A 17,739-nucleotide genomic window follows, 5' to 3' on the forward strand; every position below is an offset into this window, starting at 1 on the left:
GATGGCTGGTGAGCGTGCCGCGCGGACACCCGCCCCGCGCGGCACGCTCACCAGCCATCCCCCGCCGGCCGGACACCCCAACTAGGGTCGGGGCGTGCTGATTCTGCGCTCGATCGCGTTGTTCGTGCTCGCGGCGCTCGCCGAGATCGGTGGGGCCTGGCTCGTCTGGCAGGGTGTCCGGGAGCACCGCGGCTGGATCTGGGCCGGGGCGGGCGTCATCGCCCTCGGGCTGTACGGCTTCGTCGCCACCCTGCAGCCGGACGCCCACTTCGGCCGCATCCTCGCCGCCTACGGGGGTGTGTTCGTCGCCGGGTCGCTGGCCTGGGGCATGGTCGCCGACGGGTACCGGCCCGACCGGTTCGACGTCCTCGGCGCGCTCATCTGCCTCGCGGGGGTCGCGGTCATCATGTACGCCCCGCGCGGCTGAACACCGTTTCACCGGCCGCGCCCGGGGTAGTGGCACCGGTGTGGGGCACGTCGTGGCGCTGCGAGCGCTCAAACTCGGCGACTTCCTCGTGACCGTCCCGGCGCTGAAAGCGATCCGCCGCGCCTGGCCGCACCACGAGATCATGTTCGCGACCTCCGGCTGGCTCGGTCCGCTCGTCGAGCTGACCGGCTGCGTCGACACCGTGCTACCCACTCACGGCATGGCCCCGCTCGACCGCCGCGCCCACCACCCGGACGTCGCGATCAACCTGCACGGCACCGGCCCGCACAGCAACACCGTGCTCGACGCCCTCCACCCCGGCCGCCGCATCGGCCACAGTGGACACGGCTGGCCCGGTCCAGTGTGGATCGACGACCTCCACGAACGCGTCCGCTGGTGCCGTCTGCTCACCGAACACGGCATCCCCGCCGACCCGGGCGACCTCCACCTGCCTCCGCCCACGCGCGCCAGTCAGGCACCGGGCGCGATCGTCGTCCATCCCGGCGCCGCCTTCGGCAGCAAACGCTGGCCCGTCGACCGGTTCGCCACCGTCGCCCGTGCCCTTCGCGCGGCCGGGCACCGCGTGGTGATCACCGGTACCGTCTCCGAACGGGACCTCGCCGCCACTCTCGCGGCGCCGGTGGACCGCCTCGCGGGACGGACGGACCTGCTCGGTCTGGCCGCACTCGTCGCCGAGGCCCGGCTGGTGATCTCCGGCGACACGGGCATCGCGCACCTCGCCTACGCCTTCGGCACTCCGTCGGTCACGTTGTTCGGGCCCGTCCCGGCCCGGCACTGGGGACCGCCACCCGGCCCGCACCGCACGCTGTCAGCCGACGAGCTGCGCCGCGGGGACCCGTTCGCGCCCGATCCGGACCCCGCGTTGCTGCAGGTCCAGCCCGCCGACGTGCTCGCCGCGGCCGCCGAACTGGTTTGCGCACCAGCGGAAGTGGTAGCCGAGAGCGGACGAAGGGAGGCGACCGTGCCGGACGACAAGCACGACGAGCTGGCCGAGTCGAAGCAGGCACTGGCCGAGGCGAAGGAGGCGGCGCGCGCCGCGAACCTCACGCGGCCCCACGAGCAGGCCGAGCAGGAGGGCGCCCCGACCGAACACCCACCCCACCAGGAGGACGACGACCACTTCTCCCCGTCCTGAGGGGCGAGCTGTGCTGGTTGGGGCCGCGGCCGCCGTGGCGGCGGGTCAGGCCCATGGGCGCGGCCGCCGCACGTGGAGCGCACTGGGACCGCCTCGGCAAGGGTCAGGCCCGCCAGCGGGGCCCTATCGCACTGACGGCAGCGAGGCCGCCCGCCGCGGCGCTGCCCCTTGGCGGCTGGTCGGGCACCCCGCGGTGCCGCCCTTGACGGCCCTCGCCCACTCCGGCGAGCAGCACCTCCGGCGGCCCGTACGGGCGCGGCGGCGGCGTGAACACGGGCGTCATCACCGTGTGCGTGTCCGCAGCGCCAGCACAACCGCCCGCCGGAGAGTTCCTGCAGGTCGTTCGCGGTCTGGGCGACCGTCCTCGGGTTGCGTGCGAACGCCACCGCGATCGCCGTGCCCAGCGAGATCCGCGCCGTGGCGCCGGACGCTACCGCCTGCGGTTCCGGAACAGGCACTCCTGCGCGAGGCTCGCCAGCAGCACCCCGTCCCGCGTGCGCACGGTGCCGGTGTACCAGCCGCGGGCGCCCGCGACGCTCTGCGGCACCAGGTCCATGTGCACCCAGTCGTCGAGCCGGCCCGGCCGGTGGAACCACACCGCGTGGTCCAGGCTCGACGACGCGGACGCCTCTTCGTTGCCGAACGCCGCGACCCCCGACGAGATGTCCGACAGGTAGGTCAGGACACAGGCGTGGATCAGCGGGTCGTCGGGCAGGTCGAGCCGGCAGCGCGCCCAGAAACGCGTCGGCCACTGGCCGTCCGGGTAGGGCTGCGGCGGCAGCGCGCCCTGCATCGAGAACAGCCGCGGCATGCCGCCGCTGGGCAGCTGCTCCGGGTCGCCCTCGGGCCGCTCGGGGTGGGCCTCGCGGTCGACGCCCTCCTCCCGGCGGTGGAAGGACGCCGACATGTTGAAGATGACCTCGCCGTTCTGCACCGCGACGACCCGGCGGGCGGAGTAGCTACCGCCGTCACGGTCGCGGTCGACGTGGAAGATCGTCGGCCGGGTCGCGTCACCCGGCCGCAGGAAGTAGCCGTGCAGCGAGTGCGGCAACCGGTCCGCGTCCACGGTGCGGCCTGCCGCGGCGAGGGCCTGCGCCGCGACCTGACCGCCGTAGAGCGGCAGGGGGTCGTCGAACACGAGGTTGGCGCGGTAGAGGTCGCGGTCGATCTCCTCGAGGTCGAGCAGGTCGGCCAGGGTGGGCTCGTCCACCGCTTTCTCACTGACGGCGTGCATTACCGCACGGTAATACAGGAAGTGCGTCCAGGCAGGCGGTGGTAGACAGGTATCACAACGGGAGGAGGCGTCCGTGACCGAGCGCAAGCCCCCTGACGTCAGCTTCGAGACCTGGGTGGAAAAGCAGATCCGCGAGGCCGCCGAGCGTGGCGAGTTCGAGAACTTGCCCGGTGCGGGGAAGCCGTTGGCGTGGCTGAAGAAGCCGCACGACGAGAACGCGTGGCTGCGGGAGAAGCTGGCGCGGGAGAACATCACCTACCTCCCGCCGTCGCTGGCCCTGCGCAAGGAGGCGGCGCAGGCCAGGGCGGCGGCGGGCGCGGCGGATTCGGAAGCCGAGGTGCGGCGGATCCTCACCGAGATCAACGAGCGGATCGTCGCCGCGATCCGGCGCCCGCCGCCGGGGCCGCCGCTGAACCTGGCGCCGTTCGACGTGGAGCACATCGTCGCCGAGTGGCGTGCGGGCCACGCCTCGAGCGGGGGACACTGATCATGAACGCGCTCGCCGAGCACGTCGCCGCGGTGCCGCTGGTGGACCACCACGTGCACGGCGCGTTCACGGTCGAGCTGGAGCGGGCCGAGTTCGAGGGCCACCTCAACGAGGGCTCCCCCGATCCGATCCCGCCGTGGATGACGCAGTTCGACTCGCAGCTGGGCTTCGCGGTGCGGCGGTGGTGCGCCCCGGTGCTCGACCTGCCCGCGCACGCCCCCGCCGACGAGTACTGGCAGCGGCGCGCCGAGCTGGGCGTCGAGGAGGTGACCCGGCGGTTCCTCGGGGGCGCCGGGGTGAGCGACTGGATCGTCGACACCGGGTACGCCACCAGCTCGCTGCTCGGGCTGGAGGGCATGGAGTCGGCCTCCGGCGGGCGGGCGCACGAGGTGGTACGGCTCGAGGCGCTGGCCGAGGAGCTGGCGCTGGAGAACGTGTCCGGGCGCGACTACGCCGACGCGTTGACCGCCCGGCTGGCCGCGCGGGCGGAGAACGCCGTGGGGGCCAAGTCGATCCTCGCCTACCGCACGGGTTTCGACATCGACCTGACCCCGCCGTCGCCGGCCGAGGTGACGCTGGCGGCCGGCCGCTGGCTGGACACCGCGGGCGACGAGCCGCGGCTGGACGACGAGGTGCTGATCCGGTTCGGCCTGCACGCGGCGATCGCGCGGGGCCTGCCGCTGCAGCTGCACACCGGGATCGGCGACCGGGACCTCGACCTGCACCGCGTCAACCCGCTGCACCTGCTGGACTTCCTGCGCGCGACGCCGGACGTGCCGGTCCTGCTGCTGCACTGCTATCCGTACCACCGCGAGGCCGGGTACCTGGCGCAGGCGTTTCCGAACGTGCACTTCGACGTGGGGCTGGGCATCAACCACACCGGGGTGCGCAGCGTGGCGGTGGTGGCGGAGTCGTTCGAGCTGGCGCCGTTCGCGAAGCAGCTGTACTCGTCGGACGCATGGGGGCCGCCGGAGCTGCACTACCTGGGCGCGCTGCTGTGGCGCCGCGCGGTGGCCACCACGTTCGGCCGGTGGGTCGCCGAGGGCGACTGGTCGGAGGCCGACGCGCGACGCGTGGCGACCATGATCGCGCGCGACAACGCGCGGCGGGTCTACCGGCTCTGACCGCGGCGCGGGGTGCGGCCTCGGACGGGCAGCACGCTCCCCACGCGACGGGCTGCCGCCCCGGCGGCACGCCCCCGGCGGGTTGCCGCCCCGGACGGGGGCACGCTCTCGGTGCGCCTCCGGTGGAGGCGCCGGGGTGCGTCAGCACCGGCCAGCCGCCCCGCCGGCGCGGGGCACGACCGCAGGCGCCACTCGTGCCTGCCCGTGCAGGCGGCGGTCCCGCTTCGCGCGCGTCACCGGCACCAGCGCCACCGGCGCGGACGGCACGGTGCGTCGGCGCTGCCTACGGCATCGCCACCGGCCGGCCGGGCCAGGCGCGCGCGGATTTCCCGGCCGGGGCCACCCAGCACCTACCGCCCAGGCGTCAGCGGCTCGGCCAGCCCAGGCGCCAGCCGACCGGGCCAGGCCGAGCGCCAGCCGGCCAGGTCAGGCCCGCGTCGGCCCAGTCGCTTGCTCAGGCCTACCAGCCCTGGCCGCGCAGCCGGTCCAGCAGGCGGCGGTCCCGCTTCGTGGGGCGGCCCGCTCCGCGTTCGCGGCGGGCTACTGGGGTCAGTGCCTCCGGTGGGGGCGCCGGGGTGCGGTCGATGTAGCACGTCGCCGCGTCGGGGGCTCCCACTCGCTTTTCGATGACCCGCACGACCTCCACGATCCGCGTCCGGTCATGCACCCTGGCCCGCACGGTGTCGCCCGGGTGCACGCCCGTCGCGGGCTTCGCTGGGCGGTCGTTCACCCGCACGTGCCCGCCGCGGCACGCCGCGGCCGCGTCCGATCGGGTCTTGGTCAGCCGGACCGCCCACAGCCAGCGGTCCACGCGCGTGGACTCCATGGTCATCCATCTTGCCTCGCCGGCGCCTTCACCGGCAGGATCGCCGCCAGGCCGGCCGCCAGGATCAGCACGATCCCCGCCATGCCGGCCCGCTGGCTGTCGAAGATCGCGATGAACCCGCTGAACGCCAGCGGCCCCAGGAAACTCACCGCGCGGCCAGTCGTCGCGTACAGGCCGAACGCCTCACCCTCGCGCTCCGGCTCCACGATCCGCGCCAGGAACGTCCGGCTCGCCGCCTGCGCCGGGCCCAGGAACACCGACAACGCCAGCCCGCACACCCAGAACGTCGCCTTGCCGGGCAGCGCGGTCAGCGCGACCCCGATGATCACCAGCGCGATCAGCGACACCACGATCACCGTCTTCGGGCCGAGGCGGTCGTCCAGCCGTCCCCCGCTGACGGCGCCGATCCCCGCGGTCACGTTCGCCACGATCGCGAACAACACGACCTCGGTCTGGCTGAACCCGAACGTCCCGGCCGCGATCACGCCCCCGAAGGTGAAGATCGCGGTCAGCCCGTCCCGGTAGACGGCGCTCGCGGCGAGGAACCACAGCGTCCGCCGGTCGGTTCGCCACAGGTGCGCCAGCCGCTTGGCGAGCACCTTGTAGCCGGAGAAGAAGTTGCCCCGCGCCTGTCCGCGCAACGGCGGGTTCTCCGGCACGAACAACAGCACCGGCAACGCGAACACCAGGAACCACACCGCGACGAACAACGCCACCGCGCGGATGTTCAGGCCGTCCTCGGAGGTGACGCCGAACAACCCGACGTCCGGCTGCACGAACGCGAACAACACCACCGCCAGCGCGATGACGCTGCCGAAGTAGCCCATGCCCCAGCCGAACCCGGACACCCGGCCCATCGTCTTCGGCGTGGACACCTGCACGAGCATCGCGTTGTAGTTGACCTCGGCGAACTCGAAGAACACGCTGCCGACCGCGAGCAGGACCAGCCCGGCCAGGAGGTACGACGGTTCGTCCTCGACGAAGAACAGCCCGGCGGTGCAGGCGATCGCGACGGCGCTGTGGATCCCCAGCCACAGCTTGCGCCGCCCGCCGACGTCGCTGCGCTGCCCGGTCACCGGGGCCAGCAGCGCGACCGCGACCCCGGCGATCGTCAACGCGACGCCAAGCGCTTGCGATCCGCTCTCCGTGTCGGCGGCGACACCGTCGGTGAGGTAGACGCTGAAGACGAACGTGAGGATGACGGCGCTGAACGCGGACGCTCCCCAGTCCCAGAACGCCCAGCTCAGCACGGCTTTCCGGGCACCTGGCGCGGCGTTGGTGGTGGCGGTCACGGCATGATTGTCCACGAGCCGGATGAACCGCTCCGCCCGGCCGGGTGAACGGCGTCACCAACGCCAACTGGCAAATGTTGACAAGCTCACGACCGGTAACCCGGACCCCTCCCCCGGCGATACCAGGGGTATCCGGAAGATCGCGGGAGGGTTCGCAGTGGGTTTCGGCCAGTCCAAGACACCGGTCACCGACCGTCCGGTCTGGCTCGTCCTGACGGCGGTGTTCGCGGTGACCGCGGCGGTGCAGGCCTACCTGGCGCTCGCCATGGGGGTGTGGTTGTCCGGCGTGCTGGCGGTCGTGCTCGCGATCGCCGCGGCGGGGTCGTTCGCCGCCGCGGCGAAGGCGACGCCGATCACACGTCGAAGTCGACCGTGAGCTCGTCCGACACCGGCAGCGACTGACAGGTCAGCACGAACCCGTCGGCGACCTCGCTCTCCTCGAGCGCGAAGTTGCGGCGCATGTCCACCGCCCCGGCGGTCACCTTGGCGCGGCACGTGCCGCACACGCCGCCCTTGCACGCGAACGGCAGGTCCGGCCGCGCGCGCTGGGCGCTGTCGAGCACCGGCACGTCCCGCGGCACGGTGATCGTGGTGGACCGTCCGTCCAGGACGATCGTCGCCTGGCTGACGATGCCGTCGAGCGGTTTCTCCTCGTGCCGCACCGGCTCCGGCGGCACGTCGTCCACGTAGAACAGTTCCTGGTGGATCCGTTCCGCGGGCACCCCGGCCGAGCGCAGCCGGTCCTGGGCGACCGTGACCATGCCGAACGGGCCGCACAGCCACCAGTGGCCGACCGCCGAGACGTCCGGGATCAGCGCCAGCAGCGCCGACAGCTTCTCGCCGTCGAGCCGCCCGGTGAACAGCTCCGCCTCGCGGGGTTCGCGGGAGAGCACGTGCACCAGTTCGAGCCGGTCCGGGTAGCGGTCCTTGAGGTCGGCCAGCTCGTCGGCGAACATCACGGTGTCCGTGCGGCGGTTGCCGTACAGCACGGTGACCGTCGCCGCCGGGTCGCGCAGCACCGTCGCCGCGATCGACAGCACCGGCGTGATGCCCGATCCGGCCGCGATCAGCACGTGGTGCTCGGGCACCGACAGGTCCGGCGTGAAGTTCCCGGTCGGCGTGCCGACCTCGATCTCGTCGCCGGGCCGCACCTGGCGCACCAGCCACGTCGAGAACAGCCCGTCCGGCACCTCACGCACCCCGATGCGCGGCTTGCTGCCTTCGGCCGCGCAGATCGAGTACGACCGGCGTTCCTCGCGCCCGTCGATCGTCCGCCGCAGCGTCAGCGACTGGCCGGCGCGGAACGCGTAGGCCTCCGCCAGCTCGGGCGGCACGTCGAAGGTGACCGCGACGGCGTCGTCGCACAGGCGCGTCACCTCGGCCACGGTCAGCGTGTGGAAGTCGCCCCGCAGCCTGGACTTGGTGCTCGCGGTCACCTCAGATCTCCTTGACGTGCTCGAAGGGTTCGTCGCAGGACCGGCAGCGCCGCAACGACTTGCACGCGGTGGCCCCGAACTCCGACACCAGCTCGGTGTCCGCCGACCCGCACCGCGGGCAGGACACCCGCCGCACCGGCGGGCTCAGCGTCAGCGGGACCGGCCCGGACGGCCGCCGCGGCGCGCTGCCCGGGGGCGCGATACCCGCCTCAGCCAACGCCCGGCGGCCCCGCTCGCTGATCCAGTCGGTGCTCCAGGCCGGCTGCAGCACCGTGCGGACCTCGACGCGCGAGTACCCGGCGCCCTGCAACGCGTGCACCAGGTCGTCGCGCATGGTGTCCATCGCCGGGCAGCCGGTGTAGGTGGGCGTGATCGACACGGTCACCGCACCGTCCGATTCGGACACCTCGCGCAGCACGCCGAGGTCGGCCAGGGTCAGCATGGGCAGCTCGGGATCGCGGACGGTCTCCGCGACGGCGCGGGCGCTCACCATCTCGCCTCCGGATGGGCGCGGGCGACGCTCTGCAGCTCGGCCAGCAGGTAACCCATGGCCTCGGTGTGCCGGCCACCCCGTCCGGTCTGCCCGTTCACCCCGGCCTTCGCGGCGGCGTCCGGCCGGTCCAGCGAACCGGCGGCGAACACCTGCGCCAGCACGTCGTCGAACTCCGCGCGCACCTCCGCGGGGTCCACCGCGACACCGGCGGCGGCCAGGCGGGACTCGGTCTCGTGCGGCACGAACAGCTCGTCCACGAACGGCCAGATCTGCGCCAGCCCGGCCTGCATGCGCTCGTGCGAGAACGCGGTGCCGTCGCCGAGCCGCACGGCCCACTGGGCGGCGTAGTCGCGGTGGTAGGTCAGCTCCTTGACGCCCTTGTCGGCGATCGCGGCGAGCACCGGGTCCACCGACTCACGCAGCCGCTGGAACAACGCCAGCCGCCAGGTCGAGAACACCAGCAGCACCGCGATGAGCTGCCCGAAGTCGCCGCGCTCCAGCCCGGCGAGCCGGACGTTGCGGAACTCGTGCTCGTCGCGGAAGAACGCGTAGTCGTCCTCGCCGCGATCCGTGCCGTCGGCCTTGCCCGCGCGGGCCAGCAGCAGCCGGGCCTGGCCGAGCAGGTCGAGGCCGATGTTGGCGATCGCGACCTCGTCCTCCAGCTCGGGCGCGCGCGTGCACCACTGCTGCAGCCGGTGCGAGAACACCAGCGCGTCGTCGCCCAGCATCAGGCAGTACCGCGCCAGGTCCTCACCGTCCACACCGGACGGTACCGAGGTGTCCACCCCGGCGAGCGGCTCTTCGAACCCGGTGCCGAACGCCCACCGCGAGTCGTCGTGAGCGTCGATCAGTGCCTCGTAGGCGTTGTCAAAGGACATGGTCAGCTCACATGTGGGGGACGTTGTCGGGGATGTCGTAGAAGGTGGGGTGCCGGTACACCTTGTCGCCGGACGGCGCGAAGAACGGGTCCTTCTCGTCCGGGCTGGACGCGGTGATGTCGGCCGCCTTGACCACCCAGATGCTCACGCCCTCGTTGCGCCGCGTGTAGAGGTCACGCGCGTTGTGCAGGGCCATCTGGTCGTCGGCCGCGCGCAGCGACCCGACGTGCACGTGGTTGAGGCCTCGCTTGCCGCGCACGAACACCTCGTACAGCGGCCACTCGCTCTTGCTCACTTCGCCTCCGCCATCTTGCGCGCGTGCGCGGCCGCGGCCTCGCGGACCCACGCGCCGTCCTCGTGCGCCTGCCGCCGCCGCGCCAGCCGCTCGGCGTTGCACGGGCCGTTGCCTGCCACGACCTGCTTCATCTCGTCCCAGTCCACCGGGCCGAAGTCGTAGTGCCCGCGCTCGGCGTTCCACTTCAGATCCGGGTCGGGCAGGGTCACGCCGAGCGCCTCGGCCTGCGGCACCGTCATGTCCACGAACCGCTGGCGCAGCTCGTCGTTGGTGTGCCGCTTGATCTTCCACGCCATCGACTGCGCGGTGTTGGCCGATTCGGCGTCCGGCGGGCCGAACATCATCAGCGACGGCCACCAGAACCGGTTCACCGCGTCCTGCACCATGTCCCGCTGCGCCTGGGTGCCCTTCATCATCGTCATCAGCAGCTCGTAGGCCTGACGCTGGTGGAACGACTCCTCCTTGCAGATCCGGATCATCGCCCGGGCGTACGGCCCGTACGACGACCGGCACAGCGGCACCTGGTTGCAGATCGCGGCGCCGTCGACCAGCCAGCCGATCGCGCCGACGTCGGCGAACGTCAGCGTCGGGTAGTTGAAGATCGACGAGTACTTCTGCCGCCCGGTGATCAGCTTTTCGGTCAGGTCGGCGCGGTCGGCGCCCAGCGTCTCCGCCGCCGAGTACAGGTAGAGCCCGTGCCCGGCCTCGTCCTGCACCTTGGCGAGCAGGATCGCCTTGCGCCGCAACGACGGCGCGCGGGTGATCCAGTTGCCCTCCGGCTGCATCCCGATGATCTCGGAGTGCGCGTGCTGCGCGATCTGCCGGATCATCGTCTTGCGGTAGCCCTCCGGCACCCAGTCCCGCGGCTCGATCCGCTGGTCCTTCTCGATGGTGTGCTCGAAGTGCTGTTCGAGGTCCTTCTCGGACAACGTGGCGGTCATCAGTTCTCCTTCGCAACCAGCGTCAGCACGTCGTACTTGGCGACGGACTCCGAGTTCTGGTTGGTCACGTCGGCGTCCCAGCGCACCTCGCCGTAGTCGGCGTTCTCGCGCGGGGTGATCTGCTTGGCGGTCAGGGTCACGGTCAGCTCGTCACCGGGCTTGACCGGGGTCAGGAAGCGCAGGTTCTCCAGGCCGTAGTTGGCCAGCACCGGGCCGGGCTCCGGCGAGACGAACAGGCCGGCGGCGAACGACACGACCAGGTAGCCGTGCGCCACGATGCCGCCGAACAGCGGGTTCGCGGCTGCCGCCTCGGGGTCGGTGTGCGCGTAGAAGGTGTCGCCGGTGAACTCGGCGAAGTGGTCCACGTCCTCCTGCGTCACCGTGCGCGGACCGGCGACCACGGAGTCGCCGATCTTCAGCTCCGCCAGGGACTTCCGGAACGGGTGCACGTCGTCTGTGTTGCGCGGCGCGCCCTCGACCCAGCGGCCGGTGACCGCGCTGAGCACCTTCGGGCTGCCCTGCACGGCGGTGCGCTGCATGTGGTGCAGCACGCCGCGGATGCCGCCCATCTCCTCGCCGCCACCGGCGCGGCCCGGGCCACCGTGCACCAGGCCCGGCATCGGCGAACCGTGACCGGTGGACTCCTTCGCGTCGTCGGCGTCGAGCACCAGCAGGCGGCCGTGCCACGGCGCGACACCGAGGACGACCTCGCGCGCGAACTGCGCGTCGCCGGTCACGACCGACCCGGCGAGGCTGCCCTGGCCGCGGGCGGCGTAGCCGACGACCTGCTCGACCGAGGTGTAGGGCATCAGCGTGGAGACCGGGCCGAAGGCCTCGACCTCGTGCGGCTCGGCGCGCTCGGGGTCGCCCTTGAGCAGCACCGGGGAGATGAACGCGCCGCGCTCGGCATCGGCGTCGACCACCTCGACCCGCTCGGGGTCGCCGAACACGATGCTGGAGGCGTCCTGCAGGGCCTTCAGCGAGCGGCGGACCTCCTCGCGCTGCTCCAGGCTGGCCAGCGCGCCCATCCGGACACCCTCGGACGCCGGGTTGCCGATCCTGACCTTCGCCAGGCGCTCGGCGGCGGCCTCGGCGACATCGTCGAGCAGCTCCGCGGGCACGAACGCGCGCCGGATCGCGGTGCACTTCTGGCCTGCCTTGACGGTCATCTCGGTGACCAGCTGCTTGACGTAGAGGTCGAACTCGGCCGTGCCGGGCTTGGCGTCCGGGCCGAGGATCGAGCAGTTGAGCGAGTCGGCCTCGGCGTTGAACCGCACGGCCTGGCGGACGATGACCGGATGGGTGCGCAGCTTCTGCGCGGTGGACGCCGACCCGGTGAACGACACCAGATCCTGCTCGGTGAGGTGGTCCAGCAGGTCACCGGCGCTGCCGGAGATCAGCTGCAGCGTGCCCTCCGGGATCAGGCCGGATTCGATGATCAGCTCGACGATCCGCTCGGTCAGGTAGGCGGTCTGGCTGGCCGGCTTCACCAGGCTCGGCACGCCCGCGAGGAACGCCGGGGCGAACTTCTCCAGCGGGCCCCACACCGGGAAGTTGAACGCGTTGATCTGCACCGCGACGCCGCGCAGCGGGGTGGCGATGTGCTGGCCGAGGAACGTGCCGCCCTTGCTCAGCGGCTCCACGTTGCCGTCGACGTACACGGTGTCGTTGGGCAGCTCGCGCTTGCCCTTGCTGGAGTAGGCGAACAGCACGCCGATGCCGCCGTCGACGTCGAACTTGGAATCGCCGAGCGTGGCGCCCGTCTTCGCGGACAGCTCGTACAGCTCGTCGCGGTGTTCGCGCAGGTGGGAGGCCACGGCCTTGAGCAGCGCGGCCCGCTGGTGGAAGGTCAGCTCCCGCAGGGCGCGCCCGCCGACGCGGCGGCCGTGGTCGAGCGCGGCGGCCATGTCGATGCCGGCGGTGGAGATCCGTGCGACCTCGGCGCCGGTGACCGCGTCGTGCAGGGCTGCACCCTCGCCCTCCCCGGTCCGCCAGCCGCCGCTGACGTAGCTGCGCAGCATCCTCGTCGACTGCTGGGCCATCGTTCCTCGCTTCCCCGGATTTACCAACCGAACGTTCAGGAAGTCATGGTAGCGTCTCGGCATGGCTGACGAAAGCACCAGCGACGTTGTTTCCGTTTCCCGCGAAGGCGCCGTGGCCACCGTGACCCTGCTCCGGCCGGCGCTCACCAGCGAGCTGAAGACCGAGCTGCGGGACGCGCTCGAACTCCTGTCCGCGGACGAGACGGTCCGCGCGGTCGTGCTCACCGGCACCGGCCGGGCGTTCTGCGTGGGCCAGGACCTGGCCGAGCACGCCGACCCGCTGCGGGCCGACCCGGCGACGGCGTTCGCCACCATCGACGAGCACTACAACCCGATCGTCACCGCGCTGGCGACCATGCCGAAACCGGTGGTCGCGGCCATCAACGGCACGTGCGTCGGCGCCGGGCTCGGATTCGCCCTCGCCTGCGACCTGCGGGTCACCGCGGACACCGCGAAGTTCGGCACCGCGTTCACCGGCATCGGCCTGACCTGCGACTCCGGGCTGTCCGCCACGCTCGCGCGCGCGGTCGGCGCCGCCAGGGCGAGCGAACTCGTCCTGCTCGGTGAGACCTTCACCGCCGCGCAGGCCGCCGAGTGGGGCATTGCCGGACGGGTCGTCCCCGCCGACGAGGTGGCCGCGGCCGCCGCCGAGCTGGCCGCCCGCCTGGCCGCGGGCCCGACGCTCGCCTACGCCGAGGCCAAGCGCGCCCTGGCCGCGTCCTGGGGCGCGCCGCTGCCGGACGTCCTGCGGCTGGAGGGCGAAGCGCAGGCGCGGCTGGGGCTCACCGGCGACCACCGCGGCGCGGTCGAAGCCTTCCTGAGCAAGTCGAAGCCGGTGTTCCAGGGGTCTTGACAGTGCCACGGCGAGACGCACATTATTAACCGTCCATTCGGTCAGTAACGACGGAAGGCAGTGCTGCCGTGTCCCAAGCCGCGCAGGCGATGTTCGCCGACGACGTCGCGTCGAAGTCGCTCGGCATCGAACTCGTCGAAGCGGACGGTGGCCGGGCGGTCGCCCGCATGACGGTCACCGAGCAGATGGTCAACGGGCACGCGATCGCCCACGGCGGCTACATCTTCCTGCTGGCCGACACCACGTTCGCGTGCGCGTGCAACAGCCACGGCCCGGTGACGGTGGCGGCGGGCGCCGAGATCTCGTTCGTCGCCAGCGCCCGCCTCGGTGACCGGCTGGTCGCCACGGCCGAGGAACGCACGCGCTACGGGCGCAACGGCATCTACGACGTCACGGTGCACCGCGAGACCGGCACCGGTCGCGAGGTGATCGCCGAATTCCGCGGCCGCAGCCGCACGATCGGGAAGAACTGAGGAGCCGGTCCCCATGACGACCATGCACAGCGACGTGCCCCACGCGAAGCGTCTCGGCACCGCGCCGGCGCCGGACGACCTGACCGCCGCCGAGCGGATGAGCGTCGACGAGCTGCGCGCCACCCAGCTGGAGCGTCTGCAGTGGACACTCCGGCACGCCTACCGGAACGTGCCGTTCTACCGCCGCAAGTTCGACGAGGCCGGGGTGCACCCGGACGACTGCCGCGAGCTGGCCGACCTGGCGAAGTTCCCCTGCACCACCAAGCACGACCTGCGCGACAACTACCCGTTCGGCATGTTCGCCGTGCCGCAGGAGCAGGTGCGCCGCATCCACGCCTCCAGCGGCACCACCGGCAAACCGACCGTCGTCGGGTACACCGAAGCCGACATCGACACCTGGGCGACGGTGATGGCCCGCTCGATCTACGCGGCGGGCGGCCGTCCCGGGCACAAGGTGCACGTGGCCTACGGCTACGGCCTGTTCACCGGCGGGCTCGGCGCGCACTACGGCGTCGAGAAGCTGGGCTGCACCGCGATCCCCGCGTCCGGGGGCATGACCGCGCGGCAGGTGCAGATCATCACCGACTTCCGGCCCGAGGTCATCATGGTGACCCCGTCCTACATGCTGACGCTGATGGACGAGTTCGAACGGCAGGGCCTCGACCCGGCGAAGTCCTCGCTGCGGGTGGGCATCTTCGGCGCGGAGCCGTGGACCGAGCAGATGCGGCGCGAGATCGAGCAGCGGATGGACCTGCACGCCGTGGACATCTACGGCCTGTCCGAGGTGATGGGTCCCGGCGTGGCGCAGGAGTGCGTGGAGACCAAGGACGGCCTGCACATCTGGGAGGACCACTTCTACCCCGAGGTGGTCGACCCGGTCGAGGGCACCGTGCTGGCCGAGGGCGAGACCGGTGAGCTCCTGTTCACCTCGCTCACCAAGCAGGCGACGCCGGTGATCCGCTACCGCACGCGGGACCTGACCGCGCTGCGCCCGGGCACCGCGCGCCCGGCGTTCCGGCGCATGGACAAGGTGACCGGCCGCAGCGACGACATGATCATCCTGCGCGGGATCAACGTGTTCCCCACGCAGATCGAGGAGATCGTGCTCGCCACCGCGGGCCTGGCGCCGCACTTCCAGCTCAAGCTGACCAAACAGGACCGGATGGACCACCTCACCGTCCTGGTCGAGGCGCGGCACGACACCCCGGCCGACCGCCGTCGCGGTGCCGCGGCGGAGATCGCCGCGCGGGTCAAGGACGGCGTCGGGGTCAGCGTCGGCGTCGAGGTGCTCGACCCGGACACGCTGGAACGGTCGATGGGCAAGCTGCGCCGCGTGATCGACCAGCGGCCGCCGGCCTGAGACCGGTTGGGATACTGGGGCCATGACGACCGCACCCCCGGCCCGGCCCGCCCGGCGCGGCAGGCCGGGCTACGACCTGGAGTCCCTGCTGGCGGTCGCGGTCAAGCTGTTCAACGAGCGCGGCTACGACGGCACCAGCATGGAGGACCTGTCGCGCAAGCTCGGCATCACGAAGTCCGCCATCTACCACCACGTGCCGAGCAAGCAGGAGTTGTTGCGGCTGGCGGTGAACCGCGCGCTGGACGGGTTGTTCGAGATCGTGGCCGAACTGGATTCGGTCGACGGGCGCGCGGTCGACCGGCTGGAGTACCTGGTGCGGGGCAGCGTGCGGGTGCTGGTCGACCGGCTGCCGTTCGTGACGCTGCTGCTGCGGGTGCGCGGCAACACCAAGGTGGAGCGGGACGCGCTGGCCCGTCGCCGCGAGTTCGACCACATCGTGTCCGAGCTGGTCACCAAGGCCGTGGACGAGGGCGACCTGCGGCCGGACATCGACCCGCCCACCGCGGCGCGGTTGCTGTTCGGCATGGTCAACTCGCTGATCGAGTGGTACCGGCCGCGCGGCGGGCAGAGCGGGGAGCAGCTGGCGGAGACGGTGGCGGCGGTCGCGTTCGACGGGTTGCGCATCCGGTCCGCTTAGGACTCCGATGCCGGGTTTCCCGGGTGAACGGCCTCACACCGGGAATGCCGGGGGTGCTCGCGGTGTCGGCACTGTCATGCCGGAAGACCGCAACCTGCGGCTGATCATGGTGGTGCTCGCGTTCTCGTGCGGCACCACGGTGGCGAACCTGTACTACGCCCAGCCGCTGCTGGCCGGGATCGCGACCGCGTTCGGCGTGAGCCAGGGCAGTGCCGGGCTGGTGGTGACGCTGACCCAGCTCGGGTACGCGGCCGGGCTCGCATTGCTGATGCCGCTGGGCGATCTGGTGGAGAACCGGGCGCTGGCCTCGCGGACGCTGGTGTTCACCGCGCTGGCGCTGGTGGTCGCGGCGGTGGCGCCGGTGTTCGGGGTGTTCCTGGCGGCGTCGGTGCTGATCGGGGTGACCTCGGTGGTGGCGCAGATCCTCATCCCGTTCGCCGCGCACCTCGCGCCTGAGGAGCAGCGCGGCCGGTTCGTCGGCACCGTGATGACCGGGCTGCTGCTGGGGATCCTGCTGGCGCGGACGCTGTCCAGCCTGGTCGCCGGGGCGTTCGGGTGGCGCACGATCTACTTCGTGTCGGCGGTGCTGATGCTGGTGGTGGCGGTCGCGGTGCGCCGGATGCTGCCGCACCGCCGGCCTTCGCACGACGCGGGTTACCGGCGGCTGATGGGTTCGATCCTGACGCTGGCCCGGGAGGAACCGGCGCTGCGGCGGCGGGCGGTGTGCCAGGCGCTGATGTTCGGGGCGTTCTCGGCGTTCTGGACCTCGGTGGCGTTCGAGCTGGTCGGACGGCACGGGCTGTCCCAGACCGAGGTGGGTGTCTTCGCGCTCGTCGGAGCGGCGGGCGCGGCGGCCGCACCCCTGGCCGGCCGGCTGGGCGACCGGGGCCACGGCCGGATCGGCAGCGGGGTGGCGCTGGGGCTGGCCGCGGTGGCGATGGTGGTGGCCTGGCTCGGGGCGGGTTCGCTGGTGGTGCTGGCGCTGGCCGGGGTCGTGCTGGACGTCGCGGTGCAGGGCCACCAGGTGCTGAGCCAGCGGGAGATCTACGGCCTGCGGGCGGACGCGCGAGCCCGCATCAACACGGTGTTCATGACGACGATCTTCGTGGGCGGCGCGGTGGCATCGGCACTGGCGGGGAGTTTGTACGACGCTTTCGGCTGGGCCGGGCCCAGTCTCTTCGGCGCCGTGCTGCCGATGATCGGGCTGGCCATTTGGGCAACAGCAACACAAGAGAAGCTGGGTGGTCATCCCGTCGCCTGACACCGGAACGATCACCTTGAGCCAGGGCCGCAACCCTCGCTGGGTGGTGAGGTGACATGCCAACCTTGCGGCCCGGGCTCAAGGTGATATGCACAAACCGGAAGGCGACGGGATGACCGCCCGGCGACCACCCCGTCAAGGTGAGACGACGGGCTTTTCCGTCATCCCGGAGCCTGCCCGTCCGGCGAGGACATCTTTTGATCTTTTCCTGCGCTTCGCGCAGGGTCAAAGGCGCCTACGGCGCCTAACGGTCACCTTGGGTGACCTCCCCCGCCCCCTCACCTCGAGTGTGTATTGGTCGCCGAGCAGCGGCGTCAAGGCGGGAAAGAGTACCTTGACCCCGCTGATCGGCGACCAAAAGCGGGCTGTGGATCGGGGGCGGGGGAGGTCTGGGGCGTAGGAAGTGTCCTGTAAGTCATCGGAGCCAGAGGATGATGGCGGCGATGGTGAGTTCGGCTTGGTAGTAGGCGGCGCGTTTGGCGTAGCGGGTGGCTAGGTCGCGAAACTGTTTGAGCCGGTTGAAG

General features: G+C 71.9%; 19 protein-coding genes and 1 pseudogene. 10 read left to right on the plus strand and 10 right to left on the minus strand.

Going from position 1 to position 17,739, the window contains the following annotated elements; genetic code table 11:
• Window positions 1-94: 94 nt before the first annotated feature.
• Both D0D28_RS33220 and D0D28_RS33225 read left to right on the plus strand, forming a co-directional pair.
• The gene (locus D0D28_RS33220; RefSeq protein WP_094004238.1) at window positions 95-427 is read left to right on the plus strand and encodes a YnfA family protein; all 333 of its coding nucleotides are present in this window, start codon (window positions 95-97) and stop codon (window positions 425-427) included.
• A 40-nt stretch (window positions 428-467) separates the two neighbouring features.
• Complete coding sequence (locus D0D28_RS33225; RefSeq protein ID WP_205413427.1) at window positions 468-1,583, plus strand: glycosyltransferase family 9 protein; 1,116 nt, start codon at window positions 468-470, stop codon at window positions 1,581-1,583.
• A gap of 347 nt (window positions 1,584-1,930) precedes the next feature.
• Here D0D28_RS33225 and D0D28_RS37530 read toward each other — a convergent pair.
• Window positions 1,931-2,041: pseudogene (locus tag D0D28_RS37530) on the minus strand (hypothetical protein); the annotation flags it as partial.
• Entirely contained in the window at window positions 2,014-2,817 is an 804-nt protein-coding gene (locus D0D28_RS33235) for an acyl-CoA thioesterase (protein ID WP_116115098.1), read from the minus strand. The gene D0D28_RS33235 and the pseudogene D0D28_RS37530, both read right to left, overlap by 28 nt.
• A 73-nt stretch (window positions 2,818-2,890) precedes the next feature.
• Here D0D28_RS33235 and D0D28_RS33240 point away from each other — a divergent pair, with 73 nt between their 5' ends.
• The gene (locus D0D28_RS33240; protein WP_094004236.1) at window positions 2,891-3,304 is read left to right on the plus strand and encodes a DUF1992 domain-containing protein; all 414 of its coding nucleotides are present in this window, start codon (window positions 2,891-2,893) and stop codon (window positions 3,302-3,304) included.
• A gap of 2 nt (window positions 3,305-3,306) precedes the next feature.
• The gene (locus tag D0D28_RS33245; protein WP_116115099.1) at window positions 3,307-4,428 is read left to right on the plus strand and encodes an amidohydrolase family protein; all 1,122 of its coding nucleotides are present in this window, start codon (window positions 3,307-3,309) and stop codon (window positions 4,426-4,428) included.
• Between the two features lie 460 nt (window positions 4,429-4,888).
• Here the strand turns inward: D0D28_RS33245 and D0D28_RS33250 are convergent, their stop codons facing one another.
• Window positions 4,889-5,254, minus strand: a complete 366-nt coding sequence (locus D0D28_RS33250) for an RNA-binding S4 domain-containing protein (protein WP_020422842.1) — start codon at window positions 5,252-5,254, stop codon at window positions 4,889-4,891.
• 2 nt (window positions 5,255-5,256) lie between these two features.
• On the minus strand, window positions 5,257-6,546 hold the full coding sequence (locus D0D28_RS33255; protein ID WP_094004234.1) for an MFS transporter: 1,290 nt from the start codon (window positions 6,544-6,546) through the stop codon (window positions 5,257-5,259).
• A 157-nt stretch (window positions 6,547-6,703) separates the two neighbouring features.
• On the opposite strand from D0D28_RS33255, the gene D0D28_RS33260 reads away from it, so the two are divergent.
• The gene (locus D0D28_RS33260; RefSeq protein WP_094004233.1) at window positions 6,704-6,922 is read left to right on the plus strand and encodes a hypothetical protein; all 219 of its coding nucleotides are present in this window, start codon (window positions 6,704-6,706) and stop codon (window positions 6,920-6,922) included.
• On the opposite strand, the gene paaE is transcribed toward D0D28_RS33260, so the two are convergent.
• Genes paaE through paaZ form a run of 6 tightly spaced genes read right to left on the minus strand, consistent with a single transcriptional unit; the run spans window position 6,900 to window position 12,610 of the window.
• Window positions 6,900-7,982, minus strand: a complete 1,083-nt coding sequence (paaE, locus tag D0D28_RS33265; RefSeq protein ID WP_116115101.1) for a 1,2-phenylacetyl-CoA epoxidase subunit PaaE — start codon at window positions 7,980-7,982, stop codon at window positions 6,900-6,902. The genes D0D28_RS33260 and paaE overlap by 23 nt on opposite strands.
• A 1-nt stretch (window position 7,983) precedes the next feature.
• A complete protein-coding gene (paaD, locus tag D0D28_RS33270) occupies window positions 7,984-8,475 on the minus strand; it encodes a 1,2-phenylacetyl-CoA epoxidase subunit PaaD (protein WP_094004231.1) in 492 nt (163 codons plus the stop codon).
• Window positions 8,469-9,353, minus strand: a complete 885-nt coding sequence (gene paaC, locus D0D28_RS33275) for a 1,2-phenylacetyl-CoA epoxidase subunit PaaC (protein WP_116115103.1) — start codon at window positions 9,351-9,353, stop codon at window positions 8,469-8,471. Before paaC ends, paaD begins: the two co-directional genes overlap by 7 nt.
• A gap of 7 nt (window positions 9,354-9,360) precedes the next feature.
• Window positions 9,361-9,648 (minus strand): 1,2-phenylacetyl-CoA epoxidase subunit PaaB, encoded by a 288-nt coding sequence (paaB, locus tag D0D28_RS33280; protein WP_017984160.1) that lies wholly within the window; start codon window positions 9,646-9,648, stop codon window positions 9,361-9,363.
• The gene (paaA, locus tag D0D28_RS33285) at window positions 9,645-10,589 is read right to left on the minus strand and encodes a 1,2-phenylacetyl-CoA epoxidase subunit PaaA (protein ID WP_116115105.1); all 945 of its coding nucleotides are present in this window, start codon (window positions 10,587-10,589) and stop codon (window positions 9,645-9,647) included. Before paaA ends, paaB begins: the two co-directional genes overlap by 4 nt.
• Complete coding sequence (gene paaZ, locus D0D28_RS33290; protein WP_116115107.1) at window positions 10,589-12,610, minus strand: phenylacetic acid degradation bifunctional protein PaaZ; 2,022 nt, start codon at window positions 12,608-12,610, stop codon at window positions 10,589-10,591. Before paaZ ends, paaA begins: the two co-directional genes overlap by 1 nt.
• Window positions 12,611-12,692: 82 nt before the next feature.
• Between paaZ and D0D28_RS33295 the strand changes: the two genes are divergently transcribed.
• From D0D28_RS33295 to D0D28_RS33315, 5 genes are all read left to right on the plus strand, one after another.
• Window positions 12,693-13,484: an enoyl-CoA hydratase/isomerase family protein gene (locus tag D0D28_RS33295; protein WP_116115109.1), complete on the plus strand. Its 792-nt coding sequence runs from the start codon at window positions 12,693-12,695 to the stop codon at window positions 13,482-13,484.
• Between the two features lie 89 nt (window positions 13,485-13,573).
• Window positions 13,574-13,957, plus strand: coding sequence for a hydroxyphenylacetyl-CoA thioesterase PaaI (gene paaI / locus D0D28_RS33300; protein WP_162830612.1), 384 nt, complete (start codon window positions 13,574-13,576; stop codon window positions 13,955-13,957).
• 13 nt (window positions 13,958-13,970) lie between these two features.
• Window positions 13,971-15,317 (plus strand): phenylacetate--CoA ligase PaaK, encoded by a 1,347-nt coding sequence (gene paaK / locus D0D28_RS33305; RefSeq protein ID WP_116115111.1) that lies wholly within the window; start codon window positions 13,971-13,973, stop codon window positions 15,315-15,317.
• 22 nt (window positions 15,318-15,339) lie between these two features.
• Entirely contained in the window at window positions 15,340-15,954 is a 615-nt protein-coding gene (locus D0D28_RS33310) for a TetR/AcrR family transcriptional regulator (protein WP_094004224.1), read from the plus strand.
• Window positions 15,955-16,030: 76 nt separating this feature from the next.
• Entirely contained in the window at window positions 16,031-17,215 is a 1,185-nt protein-coding gene (locus D0D28_RS33315) for an MFS transporter (protein WP_116115113.1), read from the plus strand.
• Window positions 17,216-17,739: the final 524 nt, after the last annotated feature.

It is taken from the genome of Amycolatopsis ruanii (assembly GCF_003385175.1).
In the GTDB taxonomy this organism is placed as follows: domain Bacteria; phylum Actinomycetota; class Actinomycetes; order Mycobacteriales; family Pseudonocardiaceae; genus Amycolatopsis_E; species Amycolatopsis_E thermalba.